Raw genomic sequence first — 17,563 nt, 5'->3', positions numbered from 1 at the left:
ACGACCGTCGCGGCGATCACGATGAATTCGACGGCGCGGCAGGCCAATAGGCGCCGGGCCGGCATCCGGCAGCGAAATGTCCTGCGGCGCAGGCCGTTCCAGGCCCGTGATGCCGGCCGGCGGCGGCGAGTGGCCCAAGGCGGCTTTCGGCGAGCGGTGTGGTCACGGCCCGGGCGGCGACGTGGCCCCGAACACGTCGGCGCAGCCGAAGGAATTAATTCGGCAGCCATGACGTTCGGGGTAGCCGTGGCGCGCGACGAAATGCTCGAACGGGTGAACTGTCTTAGCATCAGCCCATTGGTCGACCGTGATCGGGGGGAACGGTGTTGACGCTTCTCAAGCGGGCATGGGTTCCCGTGGTCGTGGTGGTGGCGGTGATCATCGGCGGCGTCGCGGTGGACCGCCTCAACGGCGTTTTCCCGGGACCCGGCCTGCCCAAGCCCGATCCGCGGGACGCGACCCCGCCCTACGCCGCCAAGACCGCCGTCTACGAAATCCTGGGGCCAGCCGGGACCACCGGCGTCGTCAACTGGATGGATGCCGACGCGCAACCGCAGAAGGCCAACTTCACCACGTTGCCGTGGTCGACGACGATCGTCGCCCAGATGCCCGGCATCTTCGCCTACGTCGTCGCGCAAGGTGACAGCCCCTCCATCGGCTGCCGGATCACGGTCGACGGCAAGTTGGTCGATCAACGGCAAGCCGAGACGCGCAATGCGCAGGTCTCCTGCCTGGACAAGTCCGCATGACCGACAACACCAGCGACACCGACGAAATACCCGTCGCACAACCCACCGAAGTCGAGCACAAGCCGCGTATCGCCCGCGCCGTCCGCGTCCTGGCGCTGCCGATCGTCGTCTGCTGGGTGCTGATCGCGGTCGGCGTCAACGTCTTCGTCCCACAGTTGGAGAAGGTTGCCGAGGAGATCTCCGTTCCGCTCTCGCCGTCCGACGCACCGTCGGTCACCGGGATGAAGCACATCGGCGAGAAGTTCAAGGAGTACGACTCCGACAACCTCGTCCTGGTCACCCTGGTCGGTGATAAACCGCTCGGCCCGGACGCGCACCGGTTCTACGACGACCTAGTCAAAAAGATCCAGGCCGACCACGAACACGTCGAGCACGCGCTGAACTTCTGGGGACAGCGCTTCACGTCCTCAGGTGTGGAGAGCTACGACCATAAGGCCGCCTACGTCCAGGTCAACCTCAAAGGCGATCAGGGAGGGGCGGTCGGCGACGAATCCGTTGCCGCGGTGCGCAAGATCGTCGCGGACTCCACGCCGCCCGCCGGCGTCAAGGCCTACGTCGCGGGCCAGGGAGCGCTGACCGCCGACGTGATCGTTGTCGGTGACAAGAGCCTGGCCAAGATCACCATCATCACGGTCGTCATCATCGCGATCATGCTGATGTTCGTTTACCGGTCCATCGGCACCGTGTTGCTGACCATGTTCATCCTCTTCATTGGGCTGCTGTCCGGCCGCGGCGTGGTGTCGCTGCTGGGCGAAACCGGCGTCATGGGGTTGTCGACCTTCGCCGTGAACCTGCTGACCTCACTCGCGATCGCGGCGGGTACCGATTACGCGATTTTCATGGTGGGCCGCTACCAGGAGGGCCGTGAACGCGGTCTGGACCGGGAAGCCGCCTATTACGACACCTTCGCCGGTGTCAGCAAGGTGGTCCTGGGCTCGGGTCTGACCATTGTTGGGGCGCTGGCCTGCTTGAAGTTCACCCGGCTGCCTTACTTCAGTTCGCTGGCGTTCCCGTGCGCGATCGGTCTGCTGGTGGTGGTGGCGGCCGGGGTCACGCTGACGCCCGCTCTCATCGCAGTCGCCAGTGGCTTCGGTCTTCTGGACCCCAAGCGCAAGTTCAACTACACCCGGTGGCGCCGCCTGGCGACGGCCATCGTGCGCTGGCCGGCGCCCATCCTCGCCATTTCCGTCATTCTTGCGATCGTTGGCGCCCTTGGTCTCGCCGGCTTCACCCCGCGCTACAACGACCTCTACTACCTGCCGCATAGCGCCGCCTCGGTCCAGGCCTACGACGCGGCCGACCGGCACTTCACCCAGGCCCGTCTCAACCCGGACCTGCTGATGATCGAATCGGACCACGATCTGCGCAATCCCCGAGACATGCTGGTGCTGGACAAGGTTGCCGGTGCCATCTTCCGGGTGCCGGGCATCGAACGGGTGCAGAGCATCACCCGACCGCTCGGCCCACCGATCGAAGACGGGTCAATTCCGTTCCAGCTCAGCGTGCAAACCGCGCCGATCCGTGACAACCTCAACTACCTGAGAGACCGCGTCGGCGACATCAAGAAGATCACGGGGTTCCTCGACACCCAGATCTCCCTGCTGGAACGCCAGTACGCGATCACCCAGAAGCTCGCCAACGCGACGGACGACAGCGCAAAAACCACGGCGGAGACCGCCGCCATCACCGACGAAATTCGCGACCACATCGCCGATTTCGACGACTTCTGGCGACCGATCCGCAGCTACTTCTACTGGGAGAGGCACTGCTACGACATCCCGATGTGCTGGTCGCTGCGTAGCCTGTTCGACGCCTTGGACGGGTTTGATCAGCTCGCCGAGAAGTTCCACGCCCTCACCGGCGATCTCACCAACACGGCCGCGGCCACGCGCGAATTGTTGGCGATCATTCCGGAGAACATCGCCGTGTCGAAGGCGATCCGGGATACGACGCTGACCATTTACAGCTCGTTCGACAGTCTGATCGACCAGTTCGACCGGCTCACCGACACCAATGCTGTGATGGGTAAGTCGTTCAACGACGCTCGGGTGGAGAGCCTGTTTTACCTGCCGCCGGAGATCTTCCAGAACTCCGATTTCCAGTTCGGGTTGAGCCTGATGGTGTCGCCCGACGGAAAGGCCGCGCGCTTCATCATCACTCACTCCCTGGACCCGGCAACCGCGGAAGGCATCAAGTCCGTCGAGCAAGAGCGCAACGCGGCCAAGGAGGCGCTGAAGCTCACCTCGCTGGAGAACGCCGACATCTACCTCGGCGGCACCGCCGCGACATTCAACGACATCGCCACCGGCGCCTGGTATGACCTGCTGATCGCCGCGGTGGCGTCGATCGTGCTGATCTTCATCATCATGGTGATCGTCACCCGCGCTCTGGTCGCGGCGGGCGTCATCGTCGGCACGATCGTGCTGTCGCTGGGAGCGGCGTTCGGATTCTCGACGCTGATCTGGCAGCATCTGGGCCACTTTCAGTTGCACTGGGTGGCAACGGAATTCGCGCTGATCGTGCTCTTGGCGGTGGGGTCTGATTACAACCTGATGCTGGTGTCGCGGATCGAGGAGGAGATCGGGGCCGGCCTGAACACCGGACTCATCCGCGGCGTCGGCGTGACGGGCCCGGTGGTGTCCGCGGCCGGTGTGGTGTTCGCCGTGACCATGGCCGCGATGCTCTCCAGCGATCTGCGGGCGATCGGTCAGTTCGGTACGACGATCGGTATCGGTCTGATGTTCGACACCTTCGTCGTTCGGACGCTGATCACGCCGTCGATCATGACGCTGATGGGCCGCTGGTTCTGGTGGCCGAAGCGGGTCCGGGTCCGCCCGGCCAGCCAGATGCTTCGGTCCGTCGGGCCGCGCCCGCTGGTTCGTGCGCTGCTGCACCAGCCGCGGCACGCGGCCGCGCCGGATCCGCAGACGTAACCGCCTAGCTTCCCGGGCATTTCGCGGCGGCCGCCTGCGGCCTGATTGTCACGCGCCGTTTACGACATTTGCTGGTACTCGACCGCCAGGCACGTTATTCTATCGCCGTTGAAAAATTATTCTATGGCTGTTGAAAATCGGGCCCACCCGCCGCGGAGAGGACTGCCGACATGGACTTTGCGTCGCTGCCTCCGGAGATCAACTCCGGGCTGATGTACTCCGGGCCCGGGGCGGGGCCGATGCTCGCGGCCGCGGCGGGTTGGGAAGCGTTGGCCGCGCAGCTGGAATCCACCGCGGCCGGCTACGCGACCGAGCTGGCGGGTCTGACCGGCCAGGCATGGTCCGGCCCGTCGTCGCTGCTGATGACGGCGGCGGCCACACCCTACGTGCAGTGGCTGTCCAGCGCCGCCGCGCAGGCCGCGCAGACCGGCGTGCAGGCCTACGCGGCGGCGGCCGCGTACGAGGCGGCGTTTGCGATGACCGTGCCGCCGCCGGTGATCGCTGCCAACCGGGCGCAATTGCTGGCGCTGATCGCGACCAACTTCTTCGGTCAGAACACCCCGGCGATCGCGGCCACCGAGGCTCAATACCTGCAGATGTGGGTCGAAGACGCCAGCGCGATGTACGGCTATTCCGCCGCCTGCGAGATCGCCAGCAGGCTGACCCCGTTCGACGAGCCGCCGCGGACCACGAACCCGGCCGGGCAGGGCGCCCAGGCCCAGACGCTGGCGGCGCAGGCCACCGGCAACGCCACCCGGCAGCTGGCTTCGGCCAATGCCACGATGCACACCGCCACCGCCGCCACGCCCGTCGCGCCAGGCGAAACGGTCACCGCCCCACCGGGCAGCACCATCGCCATCGGCACCAACACGGGCATGTACCTCAACAGCGGCTCGATCACCATCACGGGCTCCGGCACCAACCTCATCAGCTTCGGATCCGTTATCGTCAACCCCGGCAGCACAATTCACACGCTGATCGACTGTTCCGAGGGTGGTGTTCTGGTCCCTGGCGGCGTCGACGTCACCGCCGGGTCCAGCCCGCTCGTCCTGACCCCGGGATCGTTCCAGGAGGTCCTGGTCACCCTCGTCAACGGCTCCGCCACACTCCCCGTCGTCGGGGCGGAACAGGTCGCGGTCCAGACCATCGGCAACACGGCCACCGCCATCGCCGGCCCCGCGGGCGCGTCCATCACCAACGTCTTCGGCACCGTCAGCATCGCCACGGTCACGCCGATACCCAGCCCGACCGGCGCATTGGGGGCTCCGCTGGCCGCGCCGGGACTCGCGGGTACCGCCGGGATTGAGCCCCAGCTCGACGTGGATGGGCTATTGGATTGGGCCCAAACGCTTTCCGGCGCCGGATGAGGGACATGCCGACAGACCCAAACGCGCGGCCCGCATGGCCGTTTCACCCGGCGTGCGGGGTCGGTGCCCCGTCCGCCGGGATGGGTGACGCGGATTCACTCGGTCCGCTGTCGGTGCCCGCGGCCTGGACGACGAACGCCCCGGAGGCGAGGGCGGCTCCGCGTGCTCTACCGGACGCCCGCGTCGACGCCGCCCGGCCCGGGCGTACGTTTCGGCCGGCGTTGATGGCGACGATCACCGGGCACCCATCACCTCGTCGGCCACGCCCAGCGCCAGCGCCATGATCGACACCTGCGGGTTGACCTCCGGGCAGCTCGGCAGGATCGAGGCGTCGGCCACCCACACGCCGTCCACGCCGCGCAACCGCCCCGCCTCGTCGACCGGGCACAACTGATCGTCGGCGCCCGCGGCGGCCGTGCCGGTCGGGTGGAAGGCGGCCAGGTGCAGGCTTCGGGGATCGCTGCGCCGCAACGCATCCCGCAGGGCGGGCAGCGACGTCACCGTCATCGCGCCGGGCAGACCGGTGAGCACCTCGGTCGCGCCGGCGGCGAACAACAGCCGGCCCATCGCCTCGATCGCCACCACGAGCTTGCCGACGTCGGTGGGGGCGATGTTGTAGCGCACCAGCGTCTCACCGCGCACCGTGGACACCGACCCGACACCGCGGTCGGCCACCATGGCGCCGAACGTGGCCACCCGGGGCGCGGCGTCCAGCCAGCCGAGCAGCTCGGCGCCGTAGCCGGGATACACCATCGAGCCCATTCCGGGCGGGGTGGACGTGGCCTCGATCAGCACGCCGTGCGACTCGTGCAGCTCGTGTACCGCGGCGCTTTGCAGCACCCCGTGCCAGGCGACGACGTCGTCCTCGAAGCGCCCCGCGAGCATCGTCGCGGGATGCAGCGCCAGGTTGCGGCCGAGTCGCGGGTGCGAGCCGAAAGCGCTGCGCCGCAACAATCCCGGCGTCTCGGTGGCGCCGGCCGCCACGATGACGGTGTCGGCCAGGACGTCCAGTGCCGTGCCGTCGGGCCGGCGGGCCCGCACGCCGCGGGCGCGCCCGCGCCGGTGCAGCACCCGCTCGACGCGGGCCTCGGAGATGATCCGCGCGCCCGCCGCGCACGCCTGCGGCAGCGCGTTGAGGTGCACGCCGAACTTGGCGTTGCGCGGGCACCCGATCGCGCACTGGCAGCACCCTTCGCAGCCCGGTGCGTTGCGCGGAATGGGCGCCGCCCGCCAGCCCAGCGTGGCGGCGGCGTCCAGCAGCAGCCGGCCGTTGCGGCCCATGATCTCCAGCGGCACCGGGGCGACCTGCAGCGTGCGCTCGACGTCGTCGAGGCGCTCGCCCAGCCGGTCGGGATCGGCCAGGGTGAGCCCGAAGTCGTCGCGCCAGCGCCGCTGCACCGCCGGCGGCGGGCGGTAGCAGGTGCCGGAATTCACCACCGTGGTGCCGCCGACCGCCCGGCCGATGGGCAGCACCACCGACGGGCGCCCCAGGGCGACGGTGGCGCCGGCCCCGCGGTACAGCCCGGCATAGCGATCGATCGGATGGGTGGTCCGGAATTCCCCGACGGTCCAGCGGCGTCCCTCCTCGAGGACGACGACGTCCAGTCCGGCCCGCGCCAGGGAGCGGGCCACCATCGCGCCGCCGGCGCCGGACCCCACGATCACCGCGTCTGCGGTGACGACGGAGCGGCTCTCGGCCGACGAGGCGATGTTCAACGCCGAATCTGGCCGTGCCGTCCCGTGCTGGCTCGCGTGCGAAAGAAGCTCGGGCGCATAGGTTTCCGCGCCGTTGGCCAGCAACGCGATCGCCTTCAATGCCTCGACGGCCGCGCCGGCGTCCGGACTGAGCGCGGCGACCCGGCGCAGCACCTGCTCGCGTCGGTCGGGGCCGAGCCGCGACATCGACCGGCCGGTGGTGACGTAGCTGGCCGCGGCCAGCGTGAGCAGCCCGGCACGCGCCGCCACCCGTGACGTCGTCGGCAGCTGCCGCAGGTAGCGCTCGACGCGCTGCGTCAGCTCGGAGGCCGCCGGGCCGCCGAGTTCCTCGGGCAGCAGCGCGGTGCCGAACGAGCCGACCAGGCTCATATCAGCCGCGCGAGGCGGCGGCCCAGCTTGATGAAGAACGGGTAGGTGGCGAAGATGGCGCCCGCCGCAGCGTGCAGGGGCCACTCCGCCTTGGCGGTGTCCACGCGGAAAATGCCGCTGTTCCACATGAAGTCGCGGCCGTTGCGGGCGCGGAAGGGGCGCCACAGCACCCCGAGGCCGGGCACGTTGTTGTAGAGCCCGAATGACCCGCCGAAGAAGACGCCCAGGGTGGCGGCCTCCGCAACGTCGCGCTGGTCGGCGGGCAGCCGCCGCTCGATGAGCACGCCGGAGGCGAACAGCAGTGGTGGGTCGAGCAGAAAGCTCATGTCGGGATCCTTTCGTTGACATCCGGTGCCGCATCGCCGCGCAGGCCCACCTCGGCGTGCCCGGTGCCCAGTACCGACCATTGCCGGTCGTCGATCTCGATGTGGACGTCGGCTTGTTCGGTGTTCGTGCACACCGCCCTGCCGCCGTCGGGGTCGGTGTATTCCAGGCTCACGCACTTCTCCGCCGGCTGGTCGATCCGGATGAGCACCCGCCGACCGCCGATGCGTCCCTCCAGCTGCCAGTGCGCCACGCCGAGGGTGGTCCGCATCCGCAGTGACGGCAATGGACTTGCGGGCCAATCCCTTCCGTCGATGCGAAACCGGACGAACGCCAGCGGGGCCAGCCTGCGCAACCCCGGCTTGTGCGAGACGGCGCTGACCGCCTCCACCACATCGCCGTTGCCGAGGTCGGCGTGCACCCATCCCCAGCGCTTGGCGTTGCCGTGCCCGTAGATGTGGGCGACCCCGCCGCGCCACCCCTCGAGGCGCAAAGCGGTGTCGGCCACGGTGAGCGAGCCGGCGAAGTCGGCGGTGGGGGCGAGGACGACCTGGGCGCCCGGCAGCAGCTCGCGGTCCCAGGCCGCGCGGGGAAACGTCCACAGCGGTGCGCCCGTTTCGGCCCAGGACAGGTCCCAGGCGATTGAGCCGGCGCGCCCGGTCAGCTGTTTGTCGCCCACCCGCGCGCCCGCGGCGTCGAACCACCAGGGGCCGGACGGGGGCTGGGCGGGCGCGGGACCGAACCGCTCGGTGCGGGGCGGGCCGTCGGCGGGGAACCAGGTGGCCCAGCCGTGCGCGTAGGCGTCGCCCCGGAGCGGGGCGACCGTCTCGCAGTGCACCCACAGTCCGGCGCGGGTCCGGGGATCCGACAGCGTGGCGTACCAGACTTCCAGGCGGCCGGCCTTGCCGCGCCAGCGCGGCGCCGATGCCGATCGCGTGTCGTCGTCCATTGCTCACCTCCCGTGGGTTCGTCCACTATATTGGTTGAGCCAATGAACCAGTCAAGTCCGCTTCGTCCGGTGGATCGTCAGCGCGTCGACGAACAGGTCGCCGCGTCGATCGCCGATGCCATCCTCGACGGCGCGTTTCCGCCGGGCACGGCGTTGCCGCCCGAGCGCGAACTGGCCGAGCGGCTCGGCGTCAACCGCACGTCTCTGCGGCAGGGCCTGGCCAGGCTGCAACAGATGGGTCTGATCGAGGCCCGGCACGGCAGCGGCAACGTGGTCGCGGACCCGCAGGCGCTCACCCACCCCGCGGTGGTGGAGGCGCTGGTCCGCAAGCTAGGGCCCGAATTCCTGGTGGAGCTGTTCGAGATCCGGGCCGCCCTGGGCCCGCTGATCGGCCGCTCGGCCGCGCGGCACGGCGGCCCCGAGAACGCCGGGGCACTGCGCGACGCGCTGGCCGCGATGCGCGAGGCCGACGGTGCGCAGGCGCGCCAAGCCGCCGACCTGGCCTACTTCCGGGTGCTCATCCAGCAGAGCCGTAACCGGGCGCTGGTATTGCTGTATCGCTGGGTGGAGCACGCATTCGGCGGCCGGGAGCACGAGCTCACCGCCGCCTACGACGACGCCGCGCCCGTGGTGGCCGGGCTGAGCGCGATCACCGACGCGGTGCTGGCGGGCGACGAGGCGGGGGCCGCCGCGGCGGTCGAGGCGTACCTGCACGCCAGCGCGCAGCGAATGCTCTTGTCCTACAACAAGACTGGTGCTACTCGGCGAGCCGAGTCGCCGGATGCACCGCGATGAGCCCCAACTTGCCGCGGCGCTTGCACATCGCCGCCAGCTCCGCGTAGGCCTTGGCGCCGAGCAGCTCGGTGAGCTCGTCGGCCATGCTCTCCCACACCTGCTTGGCGCCGACGTGGGCGCCGGGGTCGCCGGTGCAGTACCAGTGCAGGTCGGCGCCGCCGGAACCCCAACCGCGGCGGTCGTATTCGGTGACCCAGGTCTTGAGTATCTCGGTCCCGTCGGGCCGGGTCACCCACTCCTGGCTGCGCCGGATCGGCAGCTGCCAGCAGACGTCGGGCTTCATGGTCAGCGGCGCGACGCCGAGCTTGAGGGCCTTGCTGTGCAGGGCGCATCCGACGCCGCCGGGGAAGCCGGGCCGGTTCAGGAAGATGCAGGCGTCCTTGTGTTTGCGCGTGCGGTACTGCGGCTGCCCGTCGTGCTCGTCGAGCTCCAGATACCCCTTGCGGCCCAAGCCCTTTTCGCGGAATTGCCAGTCCTCGTCGGTCAGCTGCTGCACGGCGTCGTCGAGCCGGGCGCGGTCGTCGTCGTCGGACAGGAACGCCCCGTGCGAGCAGCAGCCGTCGTCCGGGCGGCCCGCCACCGTGCCGTGGCAGGCGGGCGTGCCGAACACGCAAGTCCACCGCGACAGCAGCCAGGTGAGGTCGGCCGCGATCAGGTGCTCGGGGTTGTCCGGGTCATAGAACTCCACCCACTCACGGGCGAAGTCCAGTTCGACCTCGTGTCCCGGCTCAGGGTAGGAATTCGCCACGGCGTCCACGTTAGTCGACAAAACCGGCTCTTCGGCCCGCTGACACTCGGGGCCCGACGGATCAAGATCGGCAACGTCCCCAGCGGGCCGCAACGCGCGGCCCACCCGTATCCGACTAGGTTGTTTCCCGTGCGATTGGGCGTGCTCGACGTGGGCAGCAACACGGTTCACCTCTTGGTGGTTGATGCGCACCGTGGCGGGCATCCCACGCCCATGAGTTCGACGAAGGCCACGCTGCGATTGGCCGAGTCGATCGACAGCTCGGGCAAGATCACCAAGCGCGGCGCCGAGAAGCTGATCTCCACGATCGACGAGTTCGCCAAGATCGCGGACAGCTCCGGGTGCGCCGAGCTGATGGCGTTCGCCACCTCGGCGCTGCGCGACGCGGTGAACTCCGACGACGTGCTCGCCCGCGTCCGCAAGGAAACCGGCGTCGAGCTGGAGGCGCTCAGCGGGGTCGACGAGTCGCGGCTGACCTTCCTGGCGGTGCGCCGGTGGTACGGCTGGAGCGCGGGGCGGATCATCAACCTCGACATCGGCGGCGGCTCGCTCGAGATGTCCAGCGGCGTCGACGAGGAGCCCGAGGTGGCGCTGTCTTTGCCGCTGGGCGCCGGCCGGCTGACCCGCGAATGGCTACCCGACGACCCGCCCGGGCGGCGCAGGGTCGGGATGCTGCGGGACTGGCTGGACGCCGAGCTCGCCGAGGCCAGCGAGCAGGTGCTCGACGCCGGCGCGCCCGACCTGGCGGTGGCGACGTCGAAGACGTTTCGCTCGCTCGCGCGGCTGACGGGCGCGGCGCCGTCGGCTGCAGGACCGCGGGTGAAGAGGACGCTCACAGCAAACGGCCTCAGGCAACTCATATCTTTCATCTCTAGGATGACGACCGCTGACCGGGCAGAACTGGAAGGGGTGAGCGCCGAGCGCGCGCCACAGATCGTGGCGGGTGCGCTGGTGGCGGAGGCGAGTATGCGAGCGCTGTCGATCGAATCGGTGGATATCTGCCCGTGGGCGTTACGGGAAGGTCTCATCTTGCGCAAACTCGACAGCGAAGCCGACGGAACGCCCCTCATGAAGCGATCCGTGCGCGATGCTGGAGGGCAGGCAGGTGATCGGGACGGCAACCGATCGAGAGGCGACAAAGCATGACCGGACCACACTCCGAGACCGAGAGCCCCGGCACTCGGCCGATCTCGGTGGCCGAACTTCTGGCCAGGAACGGAACCATCGGCGCCCCCGCGGTCACGCGGCGCAGGCGCAGGCGGCGCGGCGATAGCGACGCGGTCACCGTCGCCGAGCTGACCGGTGAGATCCCGATCATCCGTGACGACGACGAGGACCCGCGCACGGCCGAACGGCCGGCCGCCGAGGAAACCGAGGCCGAGCAGCAAACCGAAGACAAGCCCGCGGCCGCGTACTGGTCGCAGCCCGAGCCGCGTTGGCCCAAGTCGCCGTCTCAGCCCAAGAAGGCCTCCGGCCCCGAGCGCAGCGCGTACCCGCGCCCGATGAGCCACGGCGAGGCGGGGGAGACCAACGGCATCGGGCAATCGGGCGCCGAGGACATGAATCCCGATCCGCTGGACCACTACACCGATCTGCCGGTGGACGTGATGGATTCGGAGGTCCGCGACGCCGAGCCCGCGCTGGAGGATTCCGCCTATGTGCGCTCCTACCTGCAGACCGAGGCCGACGAGGACGAAGAGGACGCGGAGGACCCGTTCGCCGCCGGTTTGTTGCCGCACGAGGAGCGCGACGAGGACCCCCCCGACGGCGCGACCGAGGGGGTGGCCACGGCGACCGACGCCCACGCGGGCCCGGGCAGGTTCGAGGCGTTGTGGCGCGGCAGCCTGGTCGTCTTCCAGTCGATCCTCGCCGTGGCCTTCGGCGCCGGCCTGTTCGTCGCCTTCGACGAGCTGTGGCGCTGGAACAGCATCGTGGCGCTGGTGCTCTCGGTGCTGGTGATCCTCGGCCTGGTCGTCGGCGTCCGGGTGGTGCGCAAGACCGAGGACATCGCGAGCACATTGATCGCGGTCGCGGTGGGGGCGCTGATCACCCTGGGCCCGTTGGCGCTGTCGTTGCAGTCGGGCTAGGCGGACCGGGGACCACACAGACCGTTGCGCCCAGCTATCAAAGTCGGACTCTCAACGGCTTCGGTGTACCCATTGCGGGCCGAGGCCGCGTTCGAGTACGCCGCGCGGCTCGGGTACGACGGCGTCGAGCTGATGGTGTGGGCCGAGTCGGTCAGCCAGGACATCGACGCCATCGAAAAGCTGTCCCGGCGCTATCGCGTCCCGGTGCTGTCCGTGCACGCGCCCTGCCTGCTGATCTCGCAGCGGGTCTGGGGCGCCAACCCGATCCCCAAGCTGGACCGCAGCGTGCGGGCCGCCGAACAACTCGGCGCGCAGACCGTCGTCGTGCATCCGCCTTTTCGCTGGCAGCGGCGCTACGCCGAGGGGTTCAGCGACCAGGTCGCCGAGCTGGAAGCCTCGAGTGACGTGCTGATCGCGGTGGAGAACATGTTCCCGTTCCGGGCGGACCGGTTCTTCGGCTCGGGCCAATCGCTGGAGCGGATGCGCAGGCGGGGCGGCGGCCCCGGCCCGGCGATCTCGGCGTTCGCACCCTCCTACGACCCGCTGGACGGCAACCACGCCCACTACACGCTGGACTTGTCCCACACCGCGACCGCGGGCAGCGACTCGCTGGACATGGCGCAGCGGATGGGCGGCGGATTGGTGCACCTGCACCTGTGCGACGGCAGCGGCCTGCCCGCCGACGAGCACCTGGTGCCCGGGCGCGGCACCCAGCCCACCGCCGAGGTGTGCCAGATGCTGGCCGGCAGCCACTTCGCCGGCCACGTCATCCTGGAAGTTTCCACGTCCAGCGCGCGTTCAGCCAATGAGCGCGAGAGCATGCTCGCCGAATCGCTGCAGTTCGCCCGCACGCACCTGCTGCGCTGACAGACCCAGGAGACCATGAACGCGTTATTCACCACCGCGATGGCATTGCGGGAGGTCGGCCCCGGCGTCTTCGAGGGCGAGCTCGACAAGCACTGGACCATCGGTCCCAAGGTGCACGGCGGCGCCATGCTGGCGCTCTGCGCCAATGCCGCCCGCACCGCCTGCGGTGGGCCGTCGAGCGAGTTCGAACCGGTTCAGCAGCCGGTCGCGGTGTCGGCGAGCTTCCTGTGGGCCCCGGATCCGGGGCCGATGCACCTGGTGACGTCGATCCGCAAGCGCGGCCGCCGCATCAGCGTCGTCGACGTCGAGCTCACCCAGGGTGATCGGACCGCCGTGCACGCCGTAGTCAACCTCGGCGAGCCCGAACACTTTCCGCCCGACGGTGACGCCAAGCCCCTGCTGTCGGCCAACCCGGTGGTGGACCTGATGGCGCCCGAGCCGCCCGACGACATCGCCCCGATCGGGCCGGGCCACCCGCTGGCCGGCCTGGTGCACCTCGGCGAGGGCTGCGACGTCCGACCGGTGCTGTCGACGCTGGGTCCGACGGCCGACGGGGGCCCGCCGGTGATCCAGATGTGGGCGCGCCCCCGCGACGTCGCCCCGGACGCCCTGTTCGCGCTGATGTGCGGGGATCTGTCGGCGCCGGTGACCTTCGCCGTGGAACGCACCGGCTGGGCGCCCACCGTCCAACTGACCGCCTTCCTGCGCGGGCTGCCCGCCGACGGGTGGCTGCGAATCATCGCGACCTGCACGGAGATCGGGCACGACTGGTTCGACGAGGACCACACCGTCGTCGACAGCCTGGGCCGCCTCGTGGTGCAAGCCCGTCAACTGGCGCTGGTCCCTGCCGCTGGTTAGACGCCGGTGTCTGCGATGCTGTCGGGCATGGCAAGAATCGCGATCATCGGTGGCGGCAGCATCGGGGAGGCACTGCTGTCGGGTCTGCTGCGCGCGGGCCGGCAGGTCAAAGACCTGGTGGTGGCCGAACGCGTGCCCGAGCGCGCCCAGTACCTGGCCGACACCTATTCGGTGTTGATCACCTCGGTGGCCGACGCGGCGGAGAACGCGTCCTTCGTGGTGGTCGCGGTGAAGCCCACCGACGTGGAGCCGGTGCTGGCGGAGCTGACCCGGGCGGCGGCGGCGTCCGAGAGCGACACCGCCGAGCAGGTGTTCGTCACCGTCGCGGCGGGCATCGGCATCTCGTATTTCGAATCGAAGCTGCCCGCCGGGACGCCGGTGGTCCGGGCGATGCCCAACGCGGCGGCGCTCGTCGGCGCGGGGGTGACCGCGCTGGCCACGGGCCGGTTCGTCACCGCCCCGCAACTCGAGGGGGTATCGGCCCTGTTCGACTCCGTCGGTGGCGTGCTGACCGTGCCCGAGGCCCAGATGGACGCCGTGACCGCGCTGTCGGGGTCAGGCCCGGCCTACTTCTTCTTGATGGTCGAGGCGCTGATCGACGCCGGGGTGGCCGCCGGGCTGAGCCGGGAGGTGGCCACCGACCTGACGGCGCAGACGATGGCCGGATCCGCGGCGATGCTGCTGGAACGGATGGACGCCGACAGGCGGCCGGGGGAGGGCGAGACCCCGGGGCTGCGCGTGGACGCCACGGCGACGCAGCTGCGGGCGACCATCACCTCACCCGGCGGCACGACCGCCGCGGGGCTGCGGGAACTGGAACGGGGCGGCCTGCGGACGGCCGTCGACGCGGCCGTTCAGGCCGCCAAAACGCGCTCTGAGCAGCTAAGAATTACATCGGAGTAATCCAAGAAATTTGAACTGATTGTCCCCCACCAGTACCAGTAACCCCATTAGTCCCGCTATTCTCCTCTTTGTATGCACGTGTGGGTGCCAGCGGAGGGGAAGCCGCTGGCATTGCGGGTGCCTGACACGATTGGGTTGCGATGACGTCTACGAACGGGCCATCGGCGCGCGATTCTGCTGGTAAGCGGGACACCGGTTCCGGCGAGGGCCAGCAGGGCAGGACACAATTCTTGACCGTCGCCGAAGTGGCCGCGTTGATGCGGGTCTCCAAGATGACGGTGTACCGGCTGGTGCACAACGGCGAGCTGCCCGCGGTCCGGGTCGGGCGGTCTTTCCGGGTACACGCCAAGGCGGTGCACGACATGCTGGAGACGTCTTACTTCGACGCGGGCTGACCCGAAACCGCACTTCGCTCTTCGCTCGGTGGTCGCCGACGCCGTTTGGTGTTCGGTGCGTCCCGCCGGGTAAAGTGTCCGGGTCAATCCTGCAAACAGGTCACGGGTCAGATAGCGGAGTTCATGGGTTCAGTAATCAAGAAGCGGCGCAAGCGCATGTCGAAGAAGAAGCACCGCAAGTTGTTGCGCCGCACTCGGGTGCAGCGCAGAAAACTCGGCAAGTAGGCCCGCCCGCGGCATCCGCTGCGGTCTCTGCCGAGTCGATAGGCTGTTTGGGTGGATCAGTCGAGTGGGGATGGCGCCGGAACCGGCGACACCGCGAGCAACACGGTGCACTACCCCAAGGTGGTGCTGGTCACCGGTGCGTGCCGGTTCCTGGGCGGCTACCTGACGGCCCGGCTCGCGCAGAACCCGATGATCAACGCGGTCATCGCCGTGGACGCGATCGCGCCCAGCAAGGACATGCTCCGCCGGATGGGGCGCGCGGAGTTCGTCCGCGCCGACATCCGTAACCCGTTCATCGCCAAAGTGATTCGCAACGGCGAGGTGGACACCGTGGTGCACGCGGCCGCGGCGTCGTACGCCCCGCGGTCCGGGGGCACCGCGGCGTTGAAGGAAATCAACGTGATGGGTGCGATGCAGCTGTTCGCCGCCTGTCAGAAGGCGCCCTCGGTGCGGCGCGTGGTGCTCAAGTCGACGTCTGAGGTGTATGGGTCCAGCGCGCACGATCCGGTGATGTTCACCGAGGACAGCACGAGCCGCCGGCCCTTGCGCGGCGGTTTCGCGAAGGACAGCCTGGACATCGAGGCCTATGCCCGCGGACTGGGCCGCCGTCGGCCCGATATCGCGGTGACGATCCTGCGGCTGGCCAACATGATCGGACCCGCTATGGACACCACGCTGTCGCGGTACCTGGCCGGGCCGTTGGTGCCGACGATGTTCGGCCGCGACGCGCGGCTGCAGTTGCTCCACGAGCAGGATGCGCTGGGCGCGCTGGATCGCGCGGCGATGGCCGGCAAGGCCGGCACGTTCAACATCGGCGCCGACGGCATCATCATGCTGTCGCAAGCGATCCGCCGGGCCGGCCGGATTCCGTTGCCAGTGCCCGGTTTTGGCGTGTGGGCGCTCGATTCGTTGAGACGGGCTAACCGTTACAACGAGATCAGCCGCGATCAGTTCGCCTACCTGAGTTACGGCCGCGTCATGGACACCACCCGGATGCGGACGGAGCTGGGCTATCAGCCGAAATGGACGACCGCCGAGGCCTTCGACGACTACGTTCGCGGCCGCGGCATGACTCCCATTATCGATCCGCATCGGGTACGCTCCTTGGAAGGTCGCGCCATATCCCTAGCTCAGCGCTGGGGCAGCCGAAATCCAATTCCGTGGGGTGGGGTCAGGTAGGAATCGTGGCGGGTGAAAGCAGAGCGAATGTTATTCCGCTGCATACGAATCGGGGTCGGGTAGCAGCACGCCGGAGAGCCGATCAGCGCGCGGAGTCCGCCCGCCAGCATCCCTCCTTGCTCTCGGATCCGAATGGTCGGGCGTCGGCCGAGCAGATCGCCGCCGTCGTTCGCGAGATCGATGAGCATCGGCGTGCGGCCGGCGCCGGCTCGTCGGAGGTGCCGCTCAACGACTTCGCCCAGCGCGTGGCCGCAGTGGCCGGGTTCATGCGCCAGCGGCTCACCGGCGACTACACCGTCGACGAGTTCGGTTTCGATCCGCACTTCAACAGCGCGATCGTGCGGCCGTTGCTGAGGTTCTTCTTCCGGTCGTGGTTCCGGGTGGAGGTCAGTGGTGTCGAAAACCTGCCCAGCGAGGGCGCCGCACTGGTGGTGGCCAATCACGCCGGGGTCTTGCCGTTCGACGGGTTGATGCTGTCGGTCGCCGTCCACGACGAGCACCCCGCGCAGCGCGACCTGCGGCTGCTCGCCGCCGACATGGTGTTCGACCTGCCCGTCGTGGGTGAAGCCGCCCGCAAGGCCGGCCACACCATGGCCTGCACCACGGACGCGCACCGGCTGCTCGCCGCCGGCGAACTGACCGCCGTGTTCCCCGAGGGCTACAAGGGGTTGGGTAAGCGCTTCGAGGACCGTTACCGGTTGCAGCGGTTCGGCCGCGGCGGATTCGTCACCGCGGCGCTGCGCACCAAGGCGCCGATCATCCCGTGCTCGATCATCGGCTCGGAAGAGATCTACCCGATGCTGACCGACGTGAAGCTGCTGGCGCGGCTCTTCGGGCTGCCCTACTTCCCGATCACGCCGCTGTTCCCGCTGGCCGGGCCGGCGGGCCTGGTGCCGCTGCCGTCGAAGTGGCGCATCGCGTTCGGCGAGCCGATCTACACCAACGACTACGCCGCGTCCGACGCCGAGGACCCGATGGTCACCTTCGAGTTGACCGATCAGGTGCGCGAGACCATCCAGCAGACGCTGTACCGGTTGCTCGCCGGCCGTCGCAACATCTTCTTCGGCTGACGCTTTTCGTTTACCGGCCCCGCCCGGTT

Annotated in this window: 18 protein-coding genes; 14 read left to right on the top strand and 4 right to left on the bottom strand. The window is 69.2% G+C overall.

Annotated elements, in window-relative coordinates; all coding sequences use genetic code 11:
• Positions 1–326: 326 nt before the first annotated feature.
• The 4 genes from A5691_RS26580 to A5691_RS29250 all read left to right on the top strand — a co-directional run bounded on the left by A5691_RS26580 (position 327) and on the right by A5691_RS29250 (position 5,333).
• Positions 327–749: an MmpS family transport accessory protein gene (locus A5691_RS26580; RefSeq protein ID WP_197499033.1), complete on the top strand. Its 423-nt coding sequence runs from the start codon at positions 327–329 to the stop codon at positions 747–749.
• Positions 746–3,682 carry an RND family transporter gene (locus tag A5691_RS26575; protein ID WP_067888999.1) on the top strand — a complete coding sequence of 979 codons (2,937 nt, stop codon included), beginning with the start codon at positions 746–748 and terminating at the stop codon, positions 3,680–3,682. Before A5691_RS26580 ends, A5691_RS26575 begins: the two co-directional genes overlap by 4 nt.
• A gap of 170 nt (positions 3,683–3,852) precedes the next feature.
• A complete protein-coding gene (locus tag A5691_RS29030) occupies positions 3,853–5,049 on the top strand; it encodes a PPE family protein (RefSeq protein WP_068018072.1) in 1,197 nt (398 codons plus the stop codon).
• Complete coding sequence (locus A5691_RS29250) at positions 5,046–5,333, top strand: hypothetical protein (RefSeq protein ID WP_082950513.1); 288 nt, start codon at positions 5,046–5,048, stop codon at positions 5,331–5,333. The genes A5691_RS29030 and A5691_RS29250 overlap by 4 nt, the downstream gene beginning before the upstream one ends.
• Here the strand turns inward: A5691_RS29250 and A5691_RS26565 are convergent.
• The 3 genes from A5691_RS26565 to A5691_RS26555 are packed head-to-tail and all read right to left on the bottom strand — an operon-like array spanning position 5,284 to position 8,407.
• Positions 5,284–7,134 (bottom strand): GMC family oxidoreductase, encoded by a 1,851-nt coding sequence (locus A5691_RS26565; RefSeq protein WP_067781609.1) that lies wholly within the window; start codon positions 7,132–7,134, stop codon positions 5,284–5,286. The two genes, A5691_RS29250 and A5691_RS26565, sit on opposite strands and share 50 nt — an antisense overlap.
• Positions 7,131–7,460 carry a hypothetical protein gene (locus A5691_RS26560; protein ID WP_067757671.1) on the bottom strand — a complete coding sequence of 110 codons (330 nt, stop codon included), beginning with the start codon at positions 7,458–7,460 and terminating at the stop codon, positions 7,131–7,133. Before A5691_RS26560 ends, A5691_RS26565 begins: the two co-directional genes overlap by 4 nt.
• Positions 7,457–8,407 carry a hypothetical protein gene (locus tag A5691_RS26555; protein WP_068018075.1) on the bottom strand — a complete coding sequence of 317 codons (951 nt, stop codon included), beginning with the start codon at positions 8,405–8,407 and terminating at the stop codon, positions 7,457–7,459. The genes A5691_RS26560 and A5691_RS26555 overlap by 4 nt, the downstream gene beginning before the upstream one ends.
• A gap of 42 nt (positions 8,408–8,449) precedes the next feature.
• Between A5691_RS26555 and A5691_RS26550 the strand changes: the two genes are divergently transcribed.
• On the top strand, positions 8,450–9,202 hold the full coding sequence (locus A5691_RS26550; RefSeq protein WP_068018079.1) for a FadR/GntR family transcriptional regulator: 753 nt from the start codon (positions 8,450–8,452) through the stop codon (positions 9,200–9,202).
• Here the strand turns inward: A5691_RS26550 and A5691_RS26545 are convergent.
• Positions 9,165–9,959 (bottom strand): hypothetical protein, encoded by a 795-nt coding sequence (locus tag A5691_RS26545; protein ID WP_067757682.1) that lies wholly within the window; start codon positions 9,957–9,959, stop codon positions 9,165–9,167. The two genes, A5691_RS26550 and A5691_RS26545, sit on opposite strands and share 38 nt — an antisense overlap.
• A gap of 120 nt (positions 9,960–10,079) precedes the next feature.
• Between A5691_RS26545 and A5691_RS26540 the strand changes: the two genes are divergently transcribed.
• The 9 genes from A5691_RS26540 to A5691_RS26505 all read left to right on the top strand — a co-directional run bounded on the left by A5691_RS26540 (position 10,080) and on the right by A5691_RS26505 (position 17,534).
• Positions 10,080–11,096 (top strand): Ppx/GppA phosphatase family protein, encoded by a 1,017-nt coding sequence (locus tag A5691_RS26540; RefSeq protein ID WP_067306251.1) that lies wholly within the window; start codon positions 10,080–10,082, stop codon positions 11,094–11,096.
• Positions 11,093–12,037, top strand: a complete 945-nt coding sequence (locus A5691_RS26535; RefSeq protein WP_068018082.1) for a hypothetical protein — start codon at positions 11,093–11,095, stop codon at positions 12,035–12,037. The genes A5691_RS26540 and A5691_RS26535 overlap by 4 nt, the downstream gene beginning before the upstream one ends.
• 24 nt (positions 12,038–12,061) lie before the next feature.
• Positions 12,062–12,904 carry a sugar phosphate isomerase/epimerase gene (locus A5691_RS26530; RefSeq protein WP_067757688.1) on the top strand — a complete coding sequence of 281 codons (843 nt, stop codon included), beginning with the start codon at positions 12,062–12,064 and terminating at the stop codon, positions 12,902–12,904.
• 15 nt (positions 12,905–12,919) lie between these two features.
• Positions 12,920–13,762: a thioesterase family protein gene (locus A5691_RS26525; protein WP_067757691.1), complete on the top strand. Its 843-nt coding sequence runs from the start codon at positions 12,920–12,922 to the stop codon at positions 13,760–13,762.
• 27 nt (positions 13,763–13,789) lie between these two features.
• A complete protein-coding gene (gene proC / locus A5691_RS26520; RefSeq protein ID WP_197694439.1) occupies positions 13,790–14,665 on the top strand; it encodes a pyrroline-5-carboxylate reductase in 876 nt (291 codons plus the stop codon).
• Between the two features lie 140 nt (positions 14,666–14,805).
• Positions 14,806–15,060, top strand: coding sequence for a cell division/environmental response transcriptional regulator (locus A5691_RS26515; RefSeq protein ID WP_046185670.1), 255 nt, complete (start codon positions 14,806–14,808; stop codon positions 15,058–15,060).
• Between the two features lie 123 nt (positions 15,061–15,183).
• Positions 15,184–15,285: a 30S ribosomal protein bS22 gene (locus A5691_RS27695; RefSeq protein WP_003402602.1), complete on the top strand. Its 102-nt coding sequence runs from the start codon at positions 15,184–15,186 to the stop codon at positions 15,283–15,285.
• 51 nt (positions 15,286–15,336) lie between these two features.
• Positions 15,337–16,464: an SDR family oxidoreductase gene (locus A5691_RS26510; protein WP_067757697.1), complete on the top strand. Its 1,128-nt coding sequence runs from the start codon at positions 15,337–15,339 to the stop codon at positions 16,462–16,464.
• Positions 16,446–17,534, top strand: coding sequence for a lysophospholipid acyltransferase family protein (locus A5691_RS26505; protein ID WP_197694440.1), 1,089 nt, complete (start codon positions 16,446–16,448; stop codon positions 17,532–17,534). The genes A5691_RS26510 and A5691_RS26505 overlap by 19 nt, the downstream gene beginning before the upstream one ends.
• Positions 17,535–17,563 lie beyond the last annotated feature (29 nt).

This window comes from Mycobacterium sp. E183, from assembly GCF_001667735.1.
Lineage (GTDB): Bacteria > Actinomycetota > Actinomycetes > Mycobacteriales > Mycobacteriaceae > Mycobacterium.
The sequence above is the reverse complement of the archived record's forward strand: the minus strand, read 5'-3'. Positions and strand labels throughout refer to the sequence as shown.

Coding starts and splice junctions, on each gene's coding strand:
- proC (WP_197694439.1), top strand. CDS start 13,790: ATGGCAAGAATCGCGATCATCGGTGGCGGCAGCATCGGGGAGGCACTG.
- A5691_RS29250 (WP_082950513.1), top strand. CDS start 5,046: ATGAGGGACATGCCGACAGACCCAAACGCGCGGCCCGCATGGCCGTTT.
- A5691_RS26535 (WP_068018082.1), top strand. CDS start 11,093: ATGACCGGACCACACTCCGAGACCGAGAGCCCCGGCACTCGGCCGATC.
- A5691_RS26550 (WP_068018079.1), top strand. CDS start 8,450: ATGAACCAGTCAAGTCCGCTTCGTCCGGTGGATCGTCAGCGCGTCGAC.
- A5691_RS26560 (WP_067757671.1), bottom strand. CDS start 7,460: ATGAGCTTTCTGCTCGACCCACCACTGCTGTTCGCCTCCGGCGTGCTC.
- A5691_RS27695 (WP_003402602.1), top strand. CDS start 15,184: ATGGGTTCAGTAATCAAGAAGCGGCGCAAGCGCATGTCGAAGAAGAAG.
- A5691_RS29030 (WP_068018072.1), top strand. CDS start 3,853: ATGGACTTTGCGTCGCTGCCTCCGGAGATCAACTCCGGGCTGATGTAC.
- A5691_RS26555 (WP_068018075.1), bottom strand. CDS start 8,407: ATGGACGACGACACGCGATCGGCATCGGCGCCGCGCTGGCGCGGCAAG.
- A5691_RS26565 (WP_067781609.1), bottom strand. CDS start 7,134: ATGAGCCTGGTCGGCTCGTTCGGCACCGCGCTGCTGCCCGAGGAACTC.
- A5691_RS26575 (WP_067888999.1), top strand. CDS start 746: ATGACCGACAACACCAGCGACACCGACGAAATACCCGTCGCACAACCC.
- A5691_RS26525 (WP_067757691.1), top strand. CDS start 12,920: ATGAACGCGTTATTCACCACCGCGATGGCATTGCGGGAGGTCGGCCCC.
- A5691_RS26515 (WP_046185670.1), top strand. CDS start 14,806: ATGACGTCTACGAACGGGCCATCGGCGCGCGATTCTGCTGGTAAGCGG.